This is a genomic window from Halorientalis sp. (assembly GCF_028275115.1).
Classification (GTDB): Archaea; Halobacteriota; Halobacteria; order Halobacteriales; family Haloarculaceae; genus Halorientalis.
Window position 1 is genome coordinate 1 of sequence record NZ_JAQCNH010000020.1, and the last position, 21825, is coordinate 21825.

At 66.5% G+C, this 21825-nt stretch carries 24 protein-coding genes; 13 read left to right on the top strand and 11 right to left on the bottom strand.

Translation table 11 applies throughout. The features are described from left to right. From Q0964_RS02840 to Q0964_RS02855, 4 genes are all read right to left on the bottom strand, one after another. Positions 1-740, bottom strand: a 740-nt coding sequence (locus Q0964_RS02840) for an HFX_2341 family transcriptional regulator domain-containing protein (protein WP_299263227.1), incomplete at its 3' end; no start/stop codon positions are given. A 943-nt stretch (positions 741-1683) separates the two neighbouring features. Further along, entirely contained in the window at positions 1684-3174 is a 1491-nt protein-coding gene (locus tag Q0964_RS02845) for a sodium:solute symporter family protein (RefSeq protein WP_299263229.1), read from the bottom strand. After that, positions 3167-3391: a DUF3311 domain-containing protein gene (locus Q0964_RS02850; RefSeq protein ID WP_299263231.1), complete on the bottom strand. Its 225-nt coding sequence runs from the start codon at positions 3389-3391 to the stop codon at positions 3167-3169. Before Q0964_RS02850 ends, Q0964_RS02845 begins: the two co-directional genes overlap by 8 nt. 96 nt (positions 3392-3487) lie before the next feature. Next, positions 3488-3835: a tRNA-binding protein gene (locus Q0964_RS02855; protein ID WP_299263233.1), complete on the bottom strand. Its 348-nt coding sequence runs from the start codon at positions 3833-3835 to the stop codon at positions 3488-3490. A 186-nt stretch (positions 3836-4021) separates the two neighbouring features. Between Q0964_RS02855 and dnaG the strand changes: the two genes are divergently transcribed. After that, entirely contained in the window at positions 4022-5293 is a 1272-nt protein-coding gene (gene dnaG / locus Q0964_RS02860) for a DNA primase DnaG (protein ID WP_299263234.1), read from the top strand. Here dnaG and Q0964_RS02865 read toward each other — a convergent pair. Together Q0964_RS02865 and Q0964_RS02870 are read right to left on the bottom strand one after the other, a co-directional pair. Further along, the gene (locus Q0964_RS02865; protein ID WP_299263236.1) at positions 5290-5712 is read right to left on the bottom strand and encodes a GNAT family N-acetyltransferase; all 423 of its coding nucleotides are present in this window, start codon (positions 5710-5712) and stop codon (positions 5290-5292) included. The two genes, dnaG and Q0964_RS02865, sit on opposite strands and share 4 nt — an antisense overlap. Next, positions 5709-7097, bottom strand: a complete 1389-nt coding sequence (locus tag Q0964_RS02870; protein ID WP_299263238.1) for a DUF92 domain-containing protein — start codon at positions 7095-7097, stop codon at positions 5709-5711. The genes Q0964_RS02865 and Q0964_RS02870 overlap by 4 nt, the downstream gene beginning before the upstream one ends. Positions 7098-7326: 229 nt before the next feature. On the opposite strand from Q0964_RS02870, the gene Q0964_RS02875 reads away from it, so the two are divergent. Next, positions 7327-7935, top strand: a complete 609-nt coding sequence (locus Q0964_RS02875) for an undecaprenyl diphosphate synthase family protein (protein ID WP_299263240.1) — start codon at positions 7327-7329, stop codon at positions 7933-7935. Positions 7936-8149: 214 nt separating this feature from the next. Here the strand turns inward: Q0964_RS02875 and Q0964_RS02880 are convergent, their stop codons facing one another. Continuing rightward, positions 8150-9346: an outer membrane protein assembly factor BamB family protein gene (locus Q0964_RS02880; protein ID WP_299263242.1), complete on the bottom strand. Its 1197-nt coding sequence runs from the start codon at positions 9344-9346 to the stop codon at positions 8150-8152. 163 nt (positions 9347-9509) lie between these two features. Then, positions 9510-10439, bottom strand: a complete 930-nt coding sequence (uppS, locus tag Q0964_RS02885) for a polyprenyl diphosphate synthase (protein WP_299263244.1) — start codon at positions 10437-10439, stop codon at positions 9510-9512. Positions 10440-10533: 94 nt separating this feature from the next. Between uppS and Q0964_RS02890 the strand changes: the two genes are divergently transcribed. From Q0964_RS02890 to hemA, 5 genes are all read left to right on the top strand, one after another. Further along, positions 10534-10728, top strand: a complete 195-nt coding sequence (locus tag Q0964_RS02890; RefSeq protein ID WP_299263246.1) for a cold-shock protein — start codon at positions 10534-10536, stop codon at positions 10726-10728. Positions 10729-10917: 189 nt separating this feature from the next. Further along, positions 10918-11331, top strand: a complete 414-nt coding sequence (locus Q0964_RS02895; protein ID WP_299263248.1) for a DUF5778 family protein — start codon at positions 10918-10920, stop codon at positions 11329-11331. 51 nt (positions 11332-11382) lie between these two features. Continuing rightward, the gene (gene ahbB / locus Q0964_RS02900) at positions 11383-12456 is read left to right on the top strand and encodes a siroheme decarboxylase subunit beta (protein WP_299263250.1); all 1074 of its coding nucleotides are present in this window, start codon (positions 11383-11385) and stop codon (positions 12454-12456) included. A gap of 13 nt (positions 12457-12469) precedes the next feature. Next, positions 12470-13117: a precorrin-2 dehydrogenase/sirohydrochlorin ferrochelatase family protein gene (locus Q0964_RS02905; protein ID WP_299263252.1), complete on the top strand. Its 648-nt coding sequence runs from the start codon at positions 12470-12472 to the stop codon at positions 13115-13117. Continuing rightward, positions 13114-14445: a glutamyl-tRNA reductase gene (gene hemA / locus Q0964_RS02910; RefSeq protein ID WP_299263254.1), complete on the top strand. Its 1332-nt coding sequence runs from the start codon at positions 13114-13116 to the stop codon at positions 14443-14445. The genes Q0964_RS02905 and hemA overlap by 4 nt, the downstream gene beginning before the upstream one ends. A 4-nt stretch (positions 14446-14449) precedes the next feature. Here hemA and Q0964_RS02915 read toward each other — a convergent pair whose 3' ends face one another. Continuing rightward, the gene (locus Q0964_RS02915) at positions 14450-15643 is read right to left on the bottom strand and encodes an MFS transporter (RefSeq protein ID WP_299263256.1); all 1194 of its coding nucleotides are present in this window, start codon (positions 15641-15643) and stop codon (positions 14450-14452) included. Positions 15644-15726: 83 nt separating this feature from the next. Here Q0964_RS02915 and Q0964_RS02920 point away from each other — a divergent pair, with 83 nt between their 5' ends. Genes Q0964_RS02920 through Q0964_RS02930 form a run of 3 tightly spaced genes read left to right on the top strand, consistent with a single transcriptional unit; the run spans position 15727 to position 16719 of the window. Continuing rightward, positions 15727-16005, top strand: a complete 279-nt coding sequence (locus Q0964_RS02920; protein ID WP_299263258.1) for a 4a-hydroxytetrahydrobiopterin dehydratase — start codon at positions 15727-15729, stop codon at positions 16003-16005. Beyond that, positions 16005-16418, top strand: coding sequence for an LWR-salt protein (lwrS, locus tag Q0964_RS02925; RefSeq protein ID WP_299263260.1), 414 nt, complete (start codon positions 16005-16007; stop codon positions 16416-16418). The genes Q0964_RS02920 and lwrS overlap by 1 nt, the downstream gene beginning before the upstream one ends. Positions 16419-16473: 55 nt before the next feature. Then, complete coding sequence (locus tag Q0964_RS02930) at positions 16474-16719, top strand: ribbon-helix-helix domain-containing protein (RefSeq protein WP_299263262.1); 246 nt, start codon at positions 16474-16476, stop codon at positions 16717-16719. A gap of 60 nt (positions 16720-16779) precedes the next feature. On the opposite strand, the gene Q0964_RS02935 is transcribed toward Q0964_RS02930, so the two are convergent. After that, positions 16780-17541, bottom strand: coding sequence for a DUF547 domain-containing protein (locus Q0964_RS02935; protein ID WP_299263264.1), 762 nt, complete (start codon positions 17539-17541; stop codon positions 16780-16782). Positions 17542-17674: 133 nt separating this feature from the next. On the opposite strand from Q0964_RS02935, the gene Q0964_RS02940 reads away from it, so the two are divergent. Beyond that, a complete protein-coding gene (locus Q0964_RS02940; RefSeq protein WP_299263266.1) occupies positions 17675-19093 on the top strand; it encodes a radical SAM protein in 1419 nt (472 codons plus the stop codon). 2 nt (positions 19094-19095) lie between these two features. Then, entirely contained in the window at positions 19096-19800 is a 705-nt protein-coding gene (locus Q0964_RS02945) for a class I SAM-dependent methyltransferase (RefSeq protein ID WP_299263268.1), read from the top strand. 8 nt (positions 19801-19808) lie between these two features. On the opposite strand, the gene Q0964_RS02950 is transcribed toward Q0964_RS02945, so the two are convergent. Beyond that, the gene (locus tag Q0964_RS02950; protein WP_299263270.1) at positions 19809-20450 is read right to left on the bottom strand and encodes a class I SAM-dependent methyltransferase; all 642 of its coding nucleotides are present in this window, start codon (positions 20448-20450) and stop codon (positions 19809-19811) included. Between the two features lie 700 nt (positions 20451-21150). Between Q0964_RS02950 and Q0964_RS02955 the strand changes: the two genes are divergently transcribed. Further along, on the top strand, positions 21151-21822 hold the full coding sequence (locus Q0964_RS02955; RefSeq protein WP_299263293.1) for an HAD family hydrolase: 672 nt from the start codon (positions 21151-21153) through the stop codon (positions 21820-21822). Positions 21823-21825: the final 3 nt, after the last annotated feature.

Here is a 21825-nt window from a genome sequence, read left to right on the forward strand (position 1 = left end):
GAGAGTTCCTGTGCCAGTTCGGAGACGGACTCGAACTCGCCGTGTTCCCCGAGGGTGAAGAGGATAATCTCCTCGAAGGGTTTGACGTTCGAGAACGAGGCCACGGGGAGTTCGACGACGTGACTGCCGTCGATCTCTTTGGCACCGATGGTCGTTCCGCGTTCGTCGAACTCGTCCAGGAGGTTGCGGGCGCTCTCCAGACGCTCGGTGACCCGGTCGTCGTCCACCTCGCCGCGGAGGTCCGAGAGGAGGTCGATCTGTCGGCGGAGTTCCTCTGCGAGTTCGGTTTCGAGGTACTTTTCGGGGACCGTGTAGTACGTATGGATACGGTCACGGTCCTCCTGACGTTCGACCATAATCGAGTGGGCTGCGGTGGCAAAGGCGAACGAGACTGTACGGGGCATCGCCGAGATGTTGACCCAAACCTCGCTTCCGTCGTCCTCGTCTCTCTCCCCGTCGCGTCTCCGGTCGAGTTCGGTCATAATGAGGCTGTAGGCCTGCTCGAACGCCTCGTCGTAGTCGTAGACGTCCTCAACGACGATTCGCTCGGTTTCGGCTCCGAGCAGGTTCGTGAAGTCTTTTTCGAGTTTTTCGGCGAGATTGCGAGAGTACTCGACGTTGGCCTCGCTCCCCACGGCCCCCTCGAGAAGGACCACCCGGTCCACGTCGAGGCGCTCCCGCACGAGCGGCGCGATGAGCCGGTCGTAGTCGAAGCCGACAGGGACGATATGGGTCTGCATACGAACGACAACGGGAGGCTCCTTACATAAAGCACCAGTCTCGTGAGCGATCGGTCCGCGCCTCTGAGACAGGCAGCCTCGCGCAGTCACGGAGTTCGAAGACCGGATGTCGGACCGCGCGCCCCCGGGAGTGGTGGGCGTCGACAGGAGACCGTCCCACGTCGACGGCGGTGACGCTCGTGGTGACGATGGGGTGCGTGTGTCGCGTTCGACCGAGTTTCCGCCAGCGAGTCGTCCACAACGGCTACGAACACAAGATGATAGAAACGTGCCTGCTCTACTCCCGCAGGTGCAGAAGTGGGAGTTGCGACGGCAGACATCGGAGCCTGTGGACGGCCCGGCCGTGGCATCTGATACCGGTCGAGGCGACCAGACCGAAGGTATCCGGAGGCGTGTCCAACTAACACGGCAAGAAGCCTCGGGGTCGTACGGAAGACGAAGTCTTCCGTGATGACGAGACGCTCCGCGTCTCGATCCACTTGACCCCGAGGCGGTTCACGACGGCGTCGGTCACCGGATCGTCGACGAGATAACGACAGACGTGACCGAGTTCCACCGGGCCGCGCTGGGGCCGTCGGACTCGCCGAGGACAACCGCGACCTCAACCGTGGGGACGGCGAGACTCGGTCCCGGTACCACGACCACCACCGTGACACCGTCGACCACCCCGACGGTGACGACGTCGAGTGGAGGTGGGGCCGGTTTCGGGGTCGCTGCGGCGCTTGCGAGTCTCGCAGGGGGGTCTCTCTGCTGTGAAACCGGTCGTTCGTGGCCGACGAACAGCAGACCGGCGACTGAACGGGACGCGGTGTCTCGGCCATGCACTGAGGCCGAAACCCTCTGGTTGTCTCACACCCGTTCGAGGGATCGTCGTCGTTCGGCGTTTGCCCCCGGACGAGTCGGTCGCGACGGGCCTCGAAGACCGACCGCTGTCTGGAAGCGGTTAGTCCGCCGAGAGACGCTGATAGGCTGCGGCGTCTTCGCCGGCAGCGTGGCCGGTGGCCACAGAAACGCCGAGGGTCAGGAGGAGTCCGAGTCCCATCCCGACGACGGAGGCCGACCAGCCGCCGAGGCCGGGGGCGAACGGGAGGACGTACCCTGCAGGGACGAACGGGAGGAAGACGCTCCCGAGATAGAACAGCTGGCTGCCACCGATGCCGGCGTACATGCCGTAGCGAGTCGTTCCCGACCAGTAGAGCGCGACCAGCACGGGGAGCGCAAGCTGTGCGAATCCGCCGAAGGCGGTCTCACCGATGTCGATGAGCGTCCCCGGCTGGAAGAGGCTCGCGACGAACGACAGCAGGGCGATGACGACGACACCCATCCGGCCGACGAGCGCCTCGCGGCGCTCCGTGACGCCGGAGACGACCTGCCGGTAGACGTCACGGGTCAGATACGACGACCCCGACAGGAGCATCGAGTCACTGGAGGACATCATCGCAGCCACCGCGCCGGCGACCACGAGCGCCGCGAACCACGCTGGCGTGTACTCGTTCAAGAGGAGTGGGAGAACGTTCTCGCCCTCGCCGGCCACGATTCCCAGACCCTGAGCCCACGCACCGAGCATGAACGCCGGGACGAACAGGAGGATGACGAGCACTGGCCAGAGCGCGAACGTCCGCTTGAGGACGCGCTTCGAGCCGGCGACGAAGAAGCGCTGGTTGACCTGCGGGAACATCGTGACGCCGAACGCGATCGAAATCGCCGTCGAGAGAACGTAGGCCGGCGTGTACAGCCCCCCGCCCAGCGTGAGGTGCCCCGGGGAGGCCGCCGCCAGTTCGGCCGTGGCTGCGCCGGGACCGCCGACCACCGAGAGAATCCAAGCGACCGCGACCCAGATCATGCCGAGCATGAACAGTCCCTGCAGCGTGTCCGTCCAGGCAACGCCCCGCATCCCCGACAGCACGACGTAGACGATCATGAACAGGGTGATACCGCCGGCCCCGACCCAGTAGGGGACCGCGCCCTGTGTCAGCGCCGCGATGGCGGTCCCGGCACCCTGCTGCTGGAGCATCACGTAGGGGAGCAACCAGAACAGCGAGATGCCCGCGATCAGGACGCGCAATATCGGCGAGCCGAAGCGGTCTCCGATCATCTCCCCGAGAGTCACGTACCCGTTGACTTTGCCGACCAGCCACTGCTTGTAGCCGATGACGTACCAGAGGAGCCCGAAGAGAACGCCGTCCATCAGCCCCATCACGAGAATCCATTCCGGGCCGGCCCTGTATGCGGCGGTGGGGCCACCGAAGAAAGTGAACGCCGACAGCAGCGTCGCGAAGGTCGTGAAGAGAAGCACGACGGTACCTAGCGTCCGACTCGCCAGGAAGTAGTCCTCGGCGGTCCGGTCGGTCAGCCGATAGGCGACCACCCCGACACCGAGCGCGAGCAGGAGGTATCCGAGGATGATACCGAGCTGGAGGGCCGTCTCAGCCATCGAAACCACCCTCGGTGTCCTCGATTCCAACGCCCCAAGCCCGGTCCGCGAAGGCGGCAAAGACGACCGAAGTCAGCCCGAGCCAGCCCACGTGCCACCAGATCCAGACCGGTAACCCGGCTACGACCCGGCTCGACCCCCACAGAAACCAAGGGACCGCCAGCCCGGCGAGCAAAACTGCGACCGCACTCCAGACGAACGTCGCTCTCTGCATCATGAATTATTTATCATCTAAACGCGAATAGGTGTGTCGATAGCGAACGGATAGCTATATCGAAGAAATATTCTCTTCGAACTCTCCGTCGGATCGGCTTTAGTACAGCCGCGTCCCGTCGGGCACGTCACGCTCGGGTTGGAGGTGGACCACGTCGCCGTCCTCGTCGTCGACGCCGGTGACCAGGCACTCGCTCTCGAAGCCCGCGATGTTCACCGTCCCGAGGTTGACGACGGCCAGCACCTGTCGTCCCTCCAGTTCCTCGGGGTCATAGTTGTCGGTCAGGCCGGCGGCGGACTGACGAGTTTCGGAGCCGAAGTCCACATCGAGTTTGTACACGTCCTTGCGCGCCTCGGGGAACGGTTCGGCGGAGCGGACGGTTCCGACCCGTAGCTCCACGTCGTCGAGAAACCGTTCGGGGTCGATATCGGCTTCCTCGATACCCATAGCGGAGGACGGACCGCCACCGAAAAGTCGGTTTCGTCGCCGGAGCGAAGTGTCAGGGCTCGTACCAGAACGGTAGCTATATGTCGGCAAAGCCGCTATATATATCTGTATCCATGGGTCTGTTCATGGACACGTCATCATCACGCGGTTCACATCATCGCCCCCAGCGGGGGCAGTTCATCACCAATGCAGGATTCAGCCAAATACTTGATTCACGCGGACATCGTCGCCGACGGGGTGGTAGAGCGGAGTGACGTCGTCGGCGCGGTATTCGGCCAGACAGAGGGATTGCTTGGCGACGAACTCGACCTCCGGGCGTTACAGGAGTCCTCCAAAGTCGGTCGAATCGACGTCGCAGTCGAGTCAGAGGGGGGCCGCTCCTACGGCGAGGTGACCATCGCCAGCGGACTCGACAAAGTCGAGACCGCCATCCTCGCGGCCGCTTTAGAGACTATCGACCGGGTCGGCCCGTGTCGCGCGGACTTCGAGGTGACGAAACTGGAGGACGTGCGCGCAGCCAAGCGGCGGGAGGTCGTCGACCGGGCGACGGACCTGCTCGCCGAATTCGAGGGCGAAGTCGCTCGGAGCGCGGACCTAATCGAGGAGGTCCGACAGACGGTTCGAGTCGAGGACATCACGGAATACGATGGGCTGCCGGCCGGACCTCGCGTCAGCGACAGCGACGCGATCATCGTCGTCGAGGGCCGGGCCGACGTTCGCCAGTTGCTGAAGTACGGCATCAAAAACGCCGTCGCCGTCGAAGGCACCGACGTACCCAGGGTCGTCGCCGACCTCACACGGGAGCGGACGGTGACGGCTTTCCTCGACGGTGACCGCGGTGGCGACCTCATCCTCAAGGAACTCCAGCAGGTCGGCGACGTGGACTACGTCGCCTTCGCCCCGGAGCACCAGTCGGTCGAGGACCTGGCGCGCGACGAGGTGATGACCGCACTCCGTGAGAAGGTCCAGATGGAGGCCGTCGCGGGCGCGAGTTCGCCCCACGAGTCGGTCGCCGCAACCGACGGGAGCGCGAGACCCGCGCCGCCCGGGTCCGCGGCGACACCGGACGAGGCCGACGCGGCGTCCGCCGATGAGCCTGCAACGAAGACGACTGGCGACGAGTCGGCCACAGAGGACGATGGAGACGCGACGGACGCGCCGGCCGAACCGGAGACGCTGGCGGGCCACGTGCAGGCGGTCATCGACGCCGAACGCGGCGACGTCGTACTGCTCGATGGGGAGTTCCAGGAACTCACCTCGGCCCCTGCGAGTGAGGCGTTCGACACCGTCGCCGACGTCGAGGCGACGCCGACGACGATCGTCCTCGACGGCGAACTCGACCAGCGGTTGCTCGACGTGGCCGCCCAGCGTGGCGTCGAGCAGATCGTCCCACGCTCGACCGATGACTTCGTCAAACAGCCAACCAGCGTCCGCGTCCGGACAGCCGAGCAGTTCTAAAGCCGACGAACAAGCAAAAGCCCGTCTCCGGCTTCGTAGTGACCGGGGAGTCGGTCCCGTTCGACGAAGTCGTGGTCGTCGTAGAAGCGCCGCGCCCGCTTGTCGTCGGCCCGGACGGTCAGTTCCAGCGTCTCGAACCCGTCGGCCGCGAGCCGCTCACACAGCGCCGTCAGCAACCGGGAGCCGCGGCCCTCGCCGCGGTAACCGGGTGCGACCGCCAGTTCGGCGAGGTACGCCACGGTGTCCTGCGGGATGGCGATGGCGTACCCGTCGGGCTCACCAGCCTCGTCGGCGACGGCGAGCGCGACCGGCGGCCCCTCGACGGCGGGTCCGAGCAGGCCGTTCCACGGTTCCGCTAGTGCTGCGGTCTGGATGGCGCGCAGTCGCGGGAGGTCGTCGGTAGTCGCGGGTCGTATCACAGCGTGCCGACCCCGAGGGCGACGACGCCACCCGCGATGGCGGCGACACCCGTCGCGAGGAAGTTGACGACCTGATTGCCGAAGTACTGCCCCTCGACGGTCGCACCGAGGAGGCTGTCGGCGGTCATCCCGAGGACGCCCGCGCCGACTACTACCAGCGCGCCCAGGGGCTGGACCGACTCGAAGGTGGCCGCGATGACGGCGATCAGACCGGCACCGGCGACCCCGGCGATTTCACCCTGCCAGGTAACGGCGCCGTCGGTGCCCGGCGCGACTCGCTCGAACGTCGTGATCAGCCGCGGCCCATTAAATAGACCACCGATTTCACTGGAGAGGGTGTCGCTCATCGCCGCGGCGACGGCCCCGGCAAAGGCGTAGAAGAACACGTCGGGCGGAACGGGGAGGTGGGTCGGACTCGCCGCGAACCCAACGACCGCGATCAGGGCCATCATCGAGTTGGCGAGGACGTTGCCGCTCCCGCGCACGCCTTCGTTCTCCTGTGCGATTCCCCGGTCCTGTTTCTCGTCATAGCGAAACTTCGTCGAGAGCGCACCGACCCCGAAAAACGTGATTAGCATGGCGAACCAGCCATACCCCCCGAGGACGATTGTCAGCAGGCCAAGCAGGACGCCGGTGACCATCCCCGCGATGGAGGCCGCTTCGAGCCAGTACGAGACGTAACCGAAGGCGACGGTCACCAGGAGCGCTACCCCGACGCGAACGGGAGAGACGGCAACGCCGAGGTCCGCAAACAGCCACAGCAGGAGCGCGGCCGAAACCATCACCAGCGGATCGTCACGAGGGAACAGGACCGCCCGCAACAGGGAGGCCAGCAGCGCCCCACTGACGGCGAAAAATGCGAGCGTAGCTGGCAGAATAGACTCGGGCGTCAGCGTCACGGTCGCCAGCCCTCCGCCGAAGCCGAGCACCGAGCCACCGGCGACGAAGCCCGCTGTCGCCACCGCCGGTTCCGGCCGCCACACCCTGACGAGGTGTTCCGCGAGATTCCCGTACGAGAGGATGAACACCGCCGTCGCGAAGACCGTCATCGGCAACGCGAACTGCACGGCCAGGAGTGCCAGCCCTGCGACCGCGAGTGAAAAGCCCGCCAACCCGTAGAGGCGACCGTCCTCGTGGTCGCCCGGTCGGGCGAACAACTCGAATACGAATCCCCCGTCGATGACGTAGAGCGCCAACACGGCCATCGTAATGAACGGGAGCGTTCCGGCGACGGTGGCGACCGCCTGCGATGTCACTCGGTCGGTGAACGGCACTGTTCCGGCGGCGGCGACCAACTGTGGAGTCACTCGGCTGACGGCCGGGACGAGCAGGCCACCCGTCCCGACCAACGCGAACGCCCCTGCTCGCCGGACTGTCGTCGTCACGTACCGCTGGTTTCTCCGAGACCCACTTAAGAACCACCTTTTTCTCGCTCGGGTGGCGCGCTGACGCACCACCGCTCGCGGCAAAAACGTGGGCGAAAAAGCGGAACTCGCACAGCCGCGAGTTCCGGTGCTGTGCTGGTACTCCACCGCGACCGCACCGCCTCTGCCACCGCACAGCAACCGCCCCGCGACCCGTGACCTTCATACGCTGTGACGGGAAACCTGACCTGTGGGCATCTACGACCGGTATCTCGCGGTCCGAACACAGTGGGCCAGCGAGGAGACGCCCGACAACGTCGCAGTCGTCATCACCGAGCGAGACCTGCTCGAACAGGGGGCTTACGACACCCTGGAGTCGTTTTTCGACTGGGCCATTGAGTACGGTGCCGAGCGGGTGATGGTTTACGTCTCCGTCCTCGACGAGGAAGCAGTCCCGACGCTCCGGCGCGCGCTCGAGGACGTCACCGCGCCTCGTGAGATGGCCGTCCGTGGCCCCGACGACGACCAGCGGGTCGACGCCCCTATCCAGGTGAGTATCGGTCTCGGCGGTAAACACGAGTTCGCCGCCGCCGTTCAGGGGGTCGCCGAGGACGTGCAGACGGGCGAACTGACGCCCGGCGAGGTCGACGAAGCCGACATCGAGGAGCGACTGGTCTTCCCGACAGACCCCGACCTCGTTATCAAGACCGGGGCCGAACGGCTCTCGGATTTCATGATCTGGCAGTCGGTCTACTCCGAACTCTACTTCACCGACGTGAACTGGCGGGACTTCCGGAAGCGGGAGTACCTCCGGGCGATCCGGGATTTTCAGGATCGCCAGCGGCGGTTTGGACAGTGACCGCAGGGAACTGTCCAAACGCCGGCAGGCGAGCGCAGCGAGTCTGCCGGAAGTTTGGCCGGTAGGCCAAATCGCGTCGGGGAGCGACCGGCGGGAGCGGACCGACGGTGGTTCCGACAGTGACCGCAGGGAACTGTCCAAACGCCGGCAGGCGAGCGCAGCGAGTCTGCCGGAAGTTTGGGATTCGTTCGAGGCAGCGGAGTTCGGCGGATGGTCAGTGCCGATAGCAGACGTACCCGGTTTCGGTCGCCGCGCCGCCGACGAAGACGTGTGAGTCGGTGCCGTCGACGAACTCGCCGAGGAGGTCGACGCTGGAGACCTCGTCGCCGGACTGGGGGTCGAGTGCCACCATCGGGCCACCCTGTTCCAGCACGATCACGCCGTGGTCGGTGATCACCGGATGGTCGACGGGGCGGGAGTCGTGGGAGTAGGTCCACTGGATCTCGCCCGTTCCGGGGTCGACACCGACCGACTCGCGGCCGACGAAGACGAGCGTGCCGTCGGCGTACCCGTACGGCGCGGTCAACTGGTCGGACGCCTCGACTTCCCACTCGACGCTGCCGTCGGTTCGGTCGTACGCGCGGGCCGGGACCGCGGACCGGCCGTAGTTGTTCACCGTCTGGGCCGGCGTGAACACCCGGTCCGGTCCGACGGCGAATCCGTCTTTCCCCGGGCTCCCGGTCGTGAAACTGTCCCTGTCGATCGACCACTGAACCTCGTACGCCTCGAGGTCGTACGCAAAAAAGAGCGGACGGCCCGACGACGTGAACAGCTGTCCGCCGTCCTGGGCCGGGTTCGATAGCTGGCGACGCTGGCCACCCTGCCTGATTCGCGCCAGGATCTCACCGGATTCGCCGTCGAGGATCGCCGATCCACTCTCCTCCAGTCCGTTGGCACTGACGGCGACGCCACCGGGGACGGGGATGGCCAGCCCGCTGGCCCGGGCACCCTCGACGGCCCCCTCACCGATGACGTCGCTGAGCGGGACCGTCCACTGTGCCTCCCCGGACTGCGGGTCAAGCGCTTCGACGACGTCCTCGCCGCTCGGTAGCCCGTAGATCCGGTCGGCCGTCGGGTAGAGTTTATCGTTGTAGAACTTCTCGCGTGTCCAGCGCTCTGCCCCCGAGACGAGGTCGTTACAGACGGTCATCGGGTCGCCGGTTTCCCAGAGGACGACGTCGCTCCCGACGACGAGTTGTTCGCGTTCCTCCGGCCCACGGTCGAGTTCCCACGCCTGCTCGAACGCGGGCTCGCCACTGGGCTCGGGGTCGGGGTTCGAAGTGGTGACACTCGTTTCGGTCCCGTCTGTCGTCGAGTCGGTACTCGTCTCAGTCGAACCGTCGGTCGAATCGGAACTGCACCCTGCAACGATGGCGCTCCCGACCGTACCGAGGAACACCCGCCTGCGCATACCCTCCGACAGGACACGGACGGCTAAAACGATCCGTTGGCGGTAATAATCATATTCCTGCGCCACGTATGCGGAAAGAAATCGATCTCCACGCGGTTCGAGTGGACGTTCGCCCAGTTCTCGGCGGGTGATGGGTCCATGTCGCCCAGGCGAGGCCCGCGGGTTAGTCGGCGGGGTTGCGGTCGGCGTCGTCGACGGCTTCGGTGACGGCCTCGCGGTCTTCGCTCGGGAGCGCGTCGCGGAACCGGCTGAGGACCGAGCGCGCCTCGTCGAGTTCGGCACTGCCCATCGCCCGGACGAGCGCCAGGGCACGCTTGGCGCGGGCGGTCCGCCAGGACTCCTCGCGGGACTCGTAGGTACGAATCGCCCGGAGAAAGTCCACTTTCCGGAACTCCGGCCAGTAAGGGGCACAGAAGAAGACGGCGGCCTCGTTGCCGTTGGCGTGCCAGGGCAGGAAGTTGCTGGTGCGTTCGGCGCCGCCGGTCCGAAGAATGAGGTCGACGTCACAGGACGGGCCCTCGTAGAGGCGCTGTTCGACGGTTTCGGCGTCGATTTCGTCGGGGTCGAGGTCGCCGTAGACCACGTCGCGGGCCACGTCGCGGGCGGCGCCGAGCAGTTCTGCGCGGCCGCCATAGGCCAGCGCGATATTCAACTGCAGTTCGTCGTAGTCGCGGGTACGGCCCTCGGCGTACTGGATAGCGGTTCGGACCCGCCCCGGGAGGTCCTGAGTCTCGCCGATGGCCCGGATCTTCACCTCGCCATCGTGGACGCGGTCGGCGTCGGCGAACTCGTACAGTTTCTCCTCGATGAGGTCGAACAGCGCCTCTCGCTGGTTGACCGGGCGGTCGAAGTTCTCCGTCGAGAACGTGTACAGCGTCAGTTCTTGAATGCCGAACTCGTCACACCAGTTGAGCATGGCCTCGGTCGTCTCGGCACCGGCGCGGTGCCCCTCCGTCGTCCCCTCGCCCTCTTTCCGGGCGTATCGGCGGTTCCCATCTTGGATGACCGCGACGTGGTCCGGCATCCCCGATAGCTCCCACCGCAGCAGCCGTTCGTACCCCGACAGCGCCTGCTGTCGCACCCACGCAAGCATTGTATGGGAACTCTCACCCCATGATAAGTATCTTGTCCTCCCGTGTCGGCTCACCCGCAGATTTTAATACGGCGGCGTCCTCTTGACAGTTGCAATGGCGAACGGTACGGTTGATTTCTTCAACGACACTGGCGGTTACGGATTCATCGATACAGAAGATGCGGACGAAGACGTGTTCTTCCACATGGAAGACGTCGGTGGCCCTGACCTCGAAGAGGGACAGGAGGTGGAGTTCGACATCGTGCAGGCCGACAAGGGCCCGCGCGCGGAGAACCTGACGCGCCTGTAACTGACGCGCCTGTAACTGACGCGCCTGTAACTAACGCGCCTGTAACGGGCGCGACACGTTGCGGTACTGTGCGGGGCCGGTGGCCCCGAGACACGAACCTGCGAGGAGCGACGTCGTCCGCGGTGGGGCGCGTCGCCGTTCGGTATGAGACCGTGAGAGGTATGTGGACAGGGCAGTCAGTATCAATTAATGGAAACGCAGGACCCCATTGATCCGGACCTGTACCAGCGGGCGAGAGCGCTACTAGAACCGGGGGAAATCGAGCTGGTGGGGATGATCGTCCACACGAAACTGGACAGCGATGACGAAGCTACGCTCCACGAGACGACCATCGAGATCGGCGAGCGAATCGCAGAACACACCGGACAGGACCCGAAAGAGACCTACGTCTACTCGGGCAACGACGACTCCGAATTCGGGCTGAACCAGCACCAGGGGCGCACGCTGGATGGTGACGAGTTCATCTGGGAGTGTCAGCAACTGCTCCGTGAAGAGGAGTTCAAGATCGTTTTTTATTACGAGGCCGACGCCGACCAGGCGGCGCTGGTCGAGGCAGTCCGCGCAGACGAGTACACGGTCGAACCGGTCGCCGAACCCGCCTGATACGCGGCCAACAAGCACGGATTTATGCAGCCTCGACCCGGACACTGAATCATGACTGAAGACCTCTCGCGGACCGATCGGGCCATCGTCAATGCCTTTCAGGGCGGGTTCCCGGTCGTCGAGCGCCCCTTCGAGCCAGCGGCCGAGGCGCTCCGTGATCGGGGTGTCGACGTCGACGCCGACCGCCTCTTCGAACGGATCAGGGACCTCGACGAGGAGGGCGTGCTGACGCGGTTTGGCGCGCTGATCAACGCCGAGGCAATCGGTGGGGCGGCCACCCTGGTTGCGATGCACGCCCCCGAAGACCGGTTCGACGAGGTGGCCGAGCAGGTCAACGATTACGATGCAGTAGCCCACAACTACGAGCGCGAACACCCCCACCTCAACATGTGGTTCGTCGTCAGCGTGCCCGACGCCGACGCGGTCGAGGACGTGCTAGGGGCCATCGAAGACGACACCGGCCAGGAGACCTACAACCTGCCCAAACAGCAGGAGTTCCGGGTAGAGGCGAAGTTCCTGCTCGACGGCCCCATCTCCGAGGGGGACGTGGACTGCTCGGCTCTCGGGCCCGAGGTGACCCCGACTGACCGGACCTCGCTGACACCGGCCGAACTCGACCTCGTGCTGGAGATTCAGGACGGACTCCCCGTCTCGCCGACACCCTACCGGGACGTGGCCGAGGCGGTGGGCGCAGACGTCGAGTGGGTGCTGTCGACGATCAAGCGGTTCGACGAGGAGGGGAAGGTCAGACGGGTCGGGTTGATTCCGAACCACTACTCGCTGGGGTACACGGAGAACGGTATGACGGTCTGGGACGTGCCCGACGGGAAAGTCGACGAGGTCGGCCCCGCCATCGCGTCGCTGGGGTTCGTCACACACTGCTACGAGCGGCCGCGCCACGACGGCGCCTGGCCGTACAATTTCTTCGCGATGACCCACGGCCGTAGCGAGGAAGAGAGCGACGAGCGCGTCCAGCAGGTCCGCGAGAAGATGACCGAGTTCTGGGATGTCAACGAGGACGACTGGGACACGTTGTTCTCGACCCGGATTCTGAAGAAGACCGGCATCCGGATGGACGAGCGCGCCCGTGCGAACACGGTGGAACCGGGTGAGGCCGACGACTGATGGGCAGGGACCGATGATACCCCTGTTACACGACTTCACCGATACGACGGTCCTCGTGTTCGGCGGCGGCTCGGTCGGCGCACGGAAGGCACGGCGGTTCACCCGCGAGGCCGACGTAATCGTCGTCAGTCCAGCGTTCGCAGACACGGATTTCGGCGGAGCCGAGCGAGTCAGGGCGGCGCCGGACACCGACGACGTGACCGACTGGGTCGCAGACGCCGACCCCGCACTCGTGGTGGCCGCGACGGACGACGGCGAACTGAACGGGGCCATCGAGCGGGCCGCGCGGGACGCGGGCGCACTAGTCAACCGAACGGACGAACACGGCGAGCGCGACTCGGGGAGCGTCGTCGTGCCAGCGACGGTGCGGGACGGGCCAGTGACGGTCGCCATTTCGACGGGCGGGACGAGTCCGGCACTGAGCCGGTATCTACGCCAGCGAATCGAGGACGACGTCGACGGCGCCGGCGAGATGGCACGGCTGACGGGGGAGTTGCGGGCAGAGCTGCAGGCCGATGCGGTCGACCCGGAGCGACGGCGGAATGCGGTCCGGGCGGTCGTCCGGTCCGCGCGCGTTTGGAAGCATTTAGATAGCGGCAGAACGAAGCGTCGCCAGGTGGCAGAGGACGTGATTGCGGACGTGACGGGTGATCTACAGTGATAAACGGAGCCGGCGTGATTGCGGGTGTCAGTATCGCCCACGGGCAGGCCTGTGTCGACGATATCGAGGCGGCCTGTGCCGAGAACCAGCGTCGGGCCGTCGAGTCACTACTCGGTCAGTCGGGCGTCGAGGAAGCGTACGTCCTCCAGACGTGCAACCGCGCAGAGGCATACGCCGTCGCCCCCGAGGCGTCGATTGGCCGGGCCGCTCTCGAATGCTACCGAGCGGACGTGCCCGACGACGCCGTCGTAGAGATGGGACACGAGGAGAGTCTGCGTCACCTGCTGCGTGTGTCGGCTGGACTGGAGTCAATCGTCCTCGGCGAGGACCAGATACTCGGACAGGTCAGAGACGCGTACGAGGATTCACGCGGCGTCGGCGCGATGGGGCCGGTGCTGGAAAACGGTGTGACCAAGGCGATTCACGTCGGCGAGCGCGCCCGCACCGAGACCGCTATCAACGAGGGAACGGTCTCGCTCGGGAGCGCGGCCGTCAGCCTCGCCGACCGGGAGCGCGACCTGGAGCGGGCGACGGCACTGGTCGTCGGCGCAGGTGAGATGGGGTCGCTCGTCGCCAAGGCTCTCGACGGGACCGCCGAGCGCGTCCTCGTCGCCAACCGGACCGTGCCCCACGCGGAACACCTGGTGAGTCGCCTCGGCGTAGACGGGTCCGCACTCGGACTCAACGGCGTCTCGACGGCGATCGACCGGGCGGACCTGGTGATCACGGCGACGGGCAGTCCGGACCACATCGTCACCGTTGAGACACTCGAGCGGGCCGGTGACACGCTCGTTATAGACCTCGCTCAGCCACGGGACGTGCCGCCGGCGGCCGACGACATAGACGCCGTGACGATCAGAGACATGGACGCGCTGGAGTCGGTGACCGCGGCCTCCCGGCGGCGCCGGGAGACGGCCGCCGAGAAGGTCGAGCAACTCGTCGACGAGGAGTTCGAACACCTGCTGACCCAGTACAAGCGAAAGCGGGCCGATCAGGTGATCGCGGGCATGTACGAGAGCGCCGAGCGCATGAAGGCGCGCGAACTCTCGACGGCCCTCGAAAAAATCGACCTAAACGACGAGGAACGCGACGTCGTCGAATCGATGGCCGACGCCCTGGTCGGCCAGTTGCTCGCGCCGCCGACCCAGAGCCTGCGAGACGCGGCCGAGGAGGACGACTGGACCACCATCAACACCGCACTCCAGTTGTTCGACCCGGAGTTCGGGTCCGATGTCCCCGAGTTCGTCGCCAGCATGGACCCCGAGGAGATTCCCGAGGACATGCGAGCCGAGATGCCACAGGCGGTCCTCAACCAGTTGGACGACTGATTTGCTACGACTCCGGTCGTGCGTCGACGGCCGGCAGTCCGAGTCTAATAAATGCCGGGACGGCAAGCGCCGCGACTGCGACCTCCAGCCCTCCGACGGTGAGGAACGCCGAGAAGTAGCCGTACTCGTCGGCGACGGTCCCGCCGACGAGGACGCCGGCCAAGAACCCGAGGCTTCCAACGGCGTTGAACGCGGCCATGGCGACGCCGCGACGGTCGTCGGCAGCTAAGTCGGTGACCAGTGCCATCGTCGCCGGGGCCATCAACGCGCCGATCACACCGACGGCGACCATTCCGGCACCGGCGAGCGCGACCGTCGGCGCGAGTCCGACGCCGATGACGGCGATACCGTACAGCGTCGACCCCGCGAGGACGGGGATGGTGCGTCCGATCCGGTCCGAAAGGACGCCGAATGGGTACTGGAAGAGTGCGAACGGCGCGAAAAACAGCGCGAGCAACAGCCCCGTCCGTCCTGGGGAGAGTCCGAACACCTCGCGGAAATAGAGGGTTCCGACGAGCGCGAAGAAACCAGCGGTAAGACGGTCGACGAACCCGAACGCGCAGGGGACGAGAATGGCGGGCGTCTCTCTGATCGTCTCGCGGATAGCCCCGATTCGGCCTCGCTGTTCGTCGGGTGCCCGGTCGGTGACGCGGGCGGCGAGGAGGCCAACGACGACCAGCAGCACGCTCGCAACGAACAGTGGCGCGAACGGGCTAATCTCGTACAGTTGGCCGCCTACGGGCGCGCCGAGTGCTGTCCCGCCGCCGATAGCGATGCCGGCCGCGCCCATGTTGCGGCCGTGCCCACCTTCGAGGTCCATCAACATCGTGACCGACAGGGAGAACGCACCGATGGTCGCTGCACCCTGCAGGACGCGGAGCCCGAGAACGGCGAGAAACGGGAGGTCGGTCACCTGCGGGAGCCCGGCTAGCAGGGCGTAGCCGACGGCGCCTGCGAACGCGCCGGCGACGATGAACGGGACCCGGCGACCCGTGGCGTCACTGGCGACACCCCAGATGCCGGCAAACAGGACGAACGAGCCGAACTCGGCGGCGAGAAACCACATACTCCCGTCAAGCGTCGTGTCGGCACCGAGCGCCGTCACGAGAGTGTCGATACCGGGGTAGAGCAACACCTGCGCCAGCAGGACGGCGAACACGACGGCGGCCAGGGCGATGCGAGCCGAGCGGATCGTCACGGTACGATTTCGGGGCCGGGGGAGGAAGGAATTTCGATGCCAGGAGCCCGAGCTTTATTCCGCTCGCGGCCGACAGTCGTAATATGGCGGACCTGCTCGACGACTCCAAAATCGAGGCACAGCTCCCCGAGGCGTGGGACCGCGACGGCGACGAGATCGTCCGGACCTACGAGTTCGACTCCTACCTCCCCGGCGTCGGGTTCGCGTCGGGTATCGGTGGCATCGCCGAGGACGCCTGGCACCACCCCGAAATCACGATCACCTGGGGTGAGGTCGAAGTCCGGCTGACCACCCACGACGCCGGCGGCATCACCGAGAAAGACATCGATCTCGCTGAGCGGTTCGACGGCGTCTACGAGTAATGGCTGACGGCGAGGATATCGACGGGCCCGCCGGCCACGCCGAGTACGTCTTCGGCTGTCGGTTCCGACTCGAACCGGAGCCGGCCGACCTGCGCGCCGACCCCGCCGAATTCGAGACAGAACTCTCCCGCGAGGCCGACCCGCCCGGCGAGGACGGCTGGCTCTTCTTCCGTGATAACTGCTGGCACGGCGAGTTGAACGACCCGGAGTACTTCCGCGAACTGACCGAGGACGCGCTGGGCGTGACGGTGCTGTCGGTCGACTTCCGGGAACTCCGCACCGACGGGGCGTATCTCGACACGCTGAAATCCGAGGTCGCCGCGAATCTGGGGCCGTTCAACGCCGACAGCGCGTCGGCGGCTCTCTCGAAGTATCTCGGGTCGTCGGTTCGTGTGGTGGACGACGGCGGCTGAGCGGACGGGCTCTCGAACCACCACGCCTTTGTTTTACTGTTCAATATTTGCAAATATGTGTGCGTACGACGACACCACGGCGGTGGAGGTAGCGCTTCCGACTGCGTTGCTGGCGGCGGTCGACGAGGCGGGCGCGGCCGGCGGCTACGATGGGCGGCCCGAGGCGGTACAGGCGGCGCTCGTGGCTTGGGTCGACGCCGTCGAGGCGGAAAACGAGGACAGCGGCGGGGCTCTCGGTGGGTTCACGGACGGTCTGAGCGACGTGGACGTGGGCGTCGACGTCGGTGTGGACGAGGAGTAGGGAATTCGGCCGGGCGAACGGGGAGCGTCGAGCGCCGGGTGGGGTGAGCGACCGCGAGTCTCAGTCGACGAACTTCCCGGCGGCGCGCGACCAGTCCCAGTCACGGTGACGCAGACGCGGGTTCGCGTCGGCAGGGATGGCGTCGTACGTCCGGAGCAGGTCGCGGATGCCCGAGCCGCCGCCGAAGTCGCCGCGGTACCACAGGAACAGTTTCGGGACGGTTACCACGTCAGCATCGGAGTCATAGTCGACCGAGGCGTCGAGGTACACCTGGGTTGCGAGGTCGAGTTGGTCATCGATGCGGTCGGCCTCGTAGGCGCGGATCGCGGGGCAACTGGCCGCCCCACAGTTCAGCGCGAAGTGGACCCGCGGGTCGGGGTCAGAGAGGCGGTAGCGGCGCTCGAAGCGTCCAGCCAGCACTCGTGGCAGGTAGCCCAGGCCGTACTTCGTGCGTGCCCCGCGCAACAGGCCGTGTTCGATGGCGTCCAGGCTTAGGTCCGTCCCGGCGACGGTGACGGCGGTCGCACGGAAAAAGCGGAGGAAGCGCAACGAACTCTCGTACAGTTCGGGGCGGCGCGAGAGGAGGAGTTGCGTGCCCGCGTTGTAGCAGTTCGACCAGAACGCGAGTGCGAGGCCGGGGTCGGCGCGGAGCGGTTCGAGTGCCGCCGCGTCGTACTCGGCCAGACGGGCCAGGTACGGGTCGGGGGACTCGTCGGTCCGGACAGCAGTGAGGAGTCGTCGGGCGCAGGCGGTCGGGGTGAGGTTCGATATCTCCCCCTGTCGGACCGTCTCGTCACCTACCGGGGTCGCCCTGTCACTCATACTCAGACGTAGGATTCACGGGTGAAAAAACGTTGTGCGGTCCGGCACCGGTCGCGCACACGCCGGTCCTCGGCTTTGTGGTCGTCGTACACAGCGCCCATACAATTAATATATTTTCCTCACTAGGGAACCCATGGCAAACAAGCCGACGGCGCTGGCGGAGACGACGAGTCTCTGTCCGACGTGTCTCGAACGAGTGCCGGGAACCTACGAGGACCGCGGAGACGGGGTGCATCTGACGCGGACGTGTCCGGACCACGGGACGACCAGCCGGCAGGTCTGGGGCTCGCGCGACCACTGGGAGTGGGCTGGCGACTTCGGCCCCGAGTTCGCGACCGACGAAGACGACATCGACCTGACCGTCGAGAACGAACACGCCTGTCTCGCGGTCGTCGAGGTCACCTCCGACTGCAACCTCTCGTGCTCGTACTGCTTCGCGAGTTCCGGACCGGGCGGGAACCACCGCCCGACCGAGGAGATCGTCGACCTGCTGGACACGGTCAAATCTGAGGGCGGAGCCCGTCCGATCCAGTTTTCGGGCGGTGAGCCGACGGTTCGGGAGGACCTGCCCGACCTCGTCGAGCGTGCCCGAGAGATGGACTTCGAGCACGTACAGGTCAACACGAACGGCCTGAAACTGGCGACGGTCGACGGCTACGCCGACCGGTTGGCCGAGGCGGGCGTCACCGCGATCTATCTCCAGTTCGACGGCCTGACCGCCGAAACCTACGAGGCGATCCGGGAGGTCGACATCGCGGCGGAGAAACGCGACGCGGTCGAGGCGTGCCGGGAGGCCGACCTGCCAGTCGTTCTCGTCCCGACGGTCGTTCCGGGCACCAACGACGACGAGATGGGAGATATCGTGCGGTTCGGGTTGCACAACGCCGACGTAGTGCAGTCGATCAACTTCCAGCCGGTGGCCCACTTCGGCCGCTACGCCGAGAGCGAGGGACGCTTTCCGCTCGACGAGGTGGCCCGTCGACTCGCGGCACAGGTCGAGGCGCTCAGTCCGCGGGACCTCCTGCCGATTCCCTGCTGTTCGTCGTACTGTCAACTAGCGACCGCGATACGGCCCGACGGCGACGGGGGCGGGACGGCGCTGACGCAGTTTATCGACGACGAGACGTTCGACTCGCTGTCTGGACTGGTCGACGAGGGCGACTGGATGGAGTTACTGGCGAACACGACAGCAGGGAAAGAACGGGCCTGCACGGCGGCCGGTTGCTGTGGCGGGATGGAACTCCCGGCGGGTGCGGCGGACCTGCTCGATCAGGTACTCCCGATCTCGATCACGGGGTTCATGGACGCGGATGCGGCCGACGTGGAGCGATTGGACAACTGCTGTATCTCCGTCCCGACGCCCGACGGCGAACTCGTGCCGTTCTGTGGCTACAACATGACGACCGAGGACGGCGACTACGCGCTCCGCAATCGTAACGACTGGGGCGGCCGTCCCGCCGTCGACGCCCCAGAACTCGCGGCCCTCGACGTGGACGACCCGCCGGCCACAGATGGGTGTGAGGGAGAGCCAGTCCAGGAGGAGGGGGACTAACCGTGCAGAATCCACTGGACGCCGCGTTGGCGAACCCCTGGGGGGCGCTCCGGCGCGTGCTGGGGGACCCGCTTCACCCCGGCGGGAACAATGCGACCCGGCGGCTGCTCGACCGGGCCGAGGTGGGCGATGAGACGAGGGTACTGGACGCGGGCTGTGGGGCCGGCAACGCCCTCGGCCTGGCCCGGAACCGCGGCGCGCGGGCGGTCGGGCTGGACCGTGACCCCAGCGGGAGCGGCGCGGTCCAGGGCGACCTGACGACACTTCCGGTGCGACCCGACAGCGTGGACGTGGTTCTCTCCGAGTGCGTTCTCTGCCTGTCTGACGACGTGGACGCGACGCTGGCGGAGAGTCGGCGTATTCTCGGCCCGAGCGGTCGGCTGGCAGTTTCGGACGTCGTCGTCGACGGTGACGTACCGGACCTCCCCGACCCCGTTACGAGGGCGCTCTGCCTCACCGGTGAGCGCGAGCGAGGGGCGCTTCTGGAGCGGATCGACGCGGCGGGCTTCGCCGTCGGCGAGGTTCGCGACCACCGTGAGGACCTGCTCGCCATGCGCGACCGGGTCGACGATGCGGTCGACTACGAGGGGCTACTCGGCCTGTTTGGCGCGCGGGGTGACCGACTCCTGGCGGGCATCGAGGCGCTGGAGGCAGCCGTCGAGAACGGTCGGATAAGCTACGTCTCGCTGGTCGCGACCGCGGAGTGACGGGCGGCTCACCCGTCCAGTCGGCCCGTTGCGACGACGATACTCCCGCCGTAGTAACCGTCGACCGACGCGGTGGGGAACGCCGCGTCCAGTGCGGCGGTCACGTCGGTCTCGGAGACCCAGTTCGTACTCGCCCGAAACAAGGGAACGATCAGCGGGTTGAGCACACGCCAGGGCAGCGACTGGAAAGGGCGAGCGTCCAGCACGGCGACGCGACCGTCGGGAACGAGGACCGACCGAGTGGCGTCGAAGACGGCCACGGGGTCCGGCATCGCACTGAGCGACATCGCGGCGTAAACGCCGTCGAACGGCTCGGAGACGGGGAGGGTCGCGGCGTCGGCGTGGACGACGTGGACGTTCTCCCAGCCCGCGTCGCGGACGGTCTCGCGGGCACTGGCGGCCATGCCGGCGCTGTAATCGAGCCCGACGACCGTTCCTTCGGGCCCGACGCGCTCGCGGAGAGCATCGAAGTTCGTCCCTGGACCACAGCCGAGTTCGAGCACACGCTCGCCCGGTTCGAGCGCGAGCGCCTCAACGCCGCGCCGGCGGAAGGTCCCCTCGCGACCGAAGAAGGCCAGTCCGTAGAGGAACCGCTGTGCACCGCTGTGGCCGCTCCACCAGTCGTAGAGCCGCTGGCCACGCGTACTCACGCTATCACCGCCCGAGGGGTCGTCCGTCCGAGCCGGGTCGCCAGGGAGTCGAACATCCAGGTACTAATTCGGCCGGCACCGGAATGTGGATTTCGGCGGGTCGGCTGGTTTCGACCCCGAGAGTCGGTGCGGACCGGCGACGACGCTTTCTCGGACGGTCGTATCAACGGAGTCTCTGTGGACGACACCGCGGTCAGGGGGCACAGTCCGAGAGCCAATCACGCCGTCGACCGGGGAGACGGTAGCCCTGCCGCTGTCGACGGACACCGTCGTATATCGGGCGGTTTTTCCGGCAAACCGCGAGGCCGTCGGGGACCTGCTCTCGAGGGGAGTAGAGCAGATTCGGGCCACGCAACGACGAGCGGGGGTGACGTTCCTCGCGGTCGAGTATCACCGGATCGGTGACGAAGCAATAGAGTCCCACGACGAGTTCAGCGTTGTATTTCCGGCGGTGCAGGCGGGGGCGCGGTCCCGGCCCGTCGCGTCGCTGGCCGCTCACGGCACGTCCGGATACGTTTGGTACCTGCCGGTGACGACCGAACTCGCGGCGGCGCTGGGCGTCGACATCTGGGGCTACCCGAAGCCGGTCGCCGACATCGACCACGACGACCACGTTGTCGCTTCGTCCGGCGAGACGGGCCCCCGAAACGGGCAGAAGGCACTTGTTACGCAACCACGTACTCTCGCACTCCTGATTCCGATGGTCTCCAAGTACGACTTCTGGGTGCTCGACCTCGACGGCACGCTGGTGGATGTCCAACCCGACTACGTCAGTGGCGTGTTCGAGGAGGTCGGGAACCGTCTCGACTACAGGTTCACAGAGCGACAGACAAAGACCATCTGGCACGGCCTCGGCGGGTCTCGCAACGAACGGCTGGCGGAGTGGGGCGTCGACGTGGAGCGGTTCTGGGAGACGTTCCACGACGTGGAGGACCCACAGGCCCGCGCCGAACGCACCTACCTCTACGACGATGCCGACTTCGTCGCGGAACTGGACACCCCCGTCGGCCTCGTCACGCACTGCCAGCAGTACCTCACCGACCCCGTCCTCGACCGGCTTGACATTCGCGACTGGTTCGACACGGTGGTCTGCTGTACCGAGGACATCGGCTGGAAGCCCGACCCCGCGCCCGTCGAGAAGGCGATGGGTGAGATGGGGGTCGCACACGACGGGAGCGGAACCGCCGACCCGCGGCGGGCGGGCGTGTTGGCGGGCGACGGCCCCCACGACATCGGCGCAGCGTGGAACGCCGGCCTCGACGGCATCCACGTCGAGCGCCACAGTCCCGACCGGCGGGGTCAGTGCGTCCTCGGCGACCACCGGGTCGAAAGCTTCAGCGAACTCCGTGAGGACCCCGTCGACGGGGACTGAGAG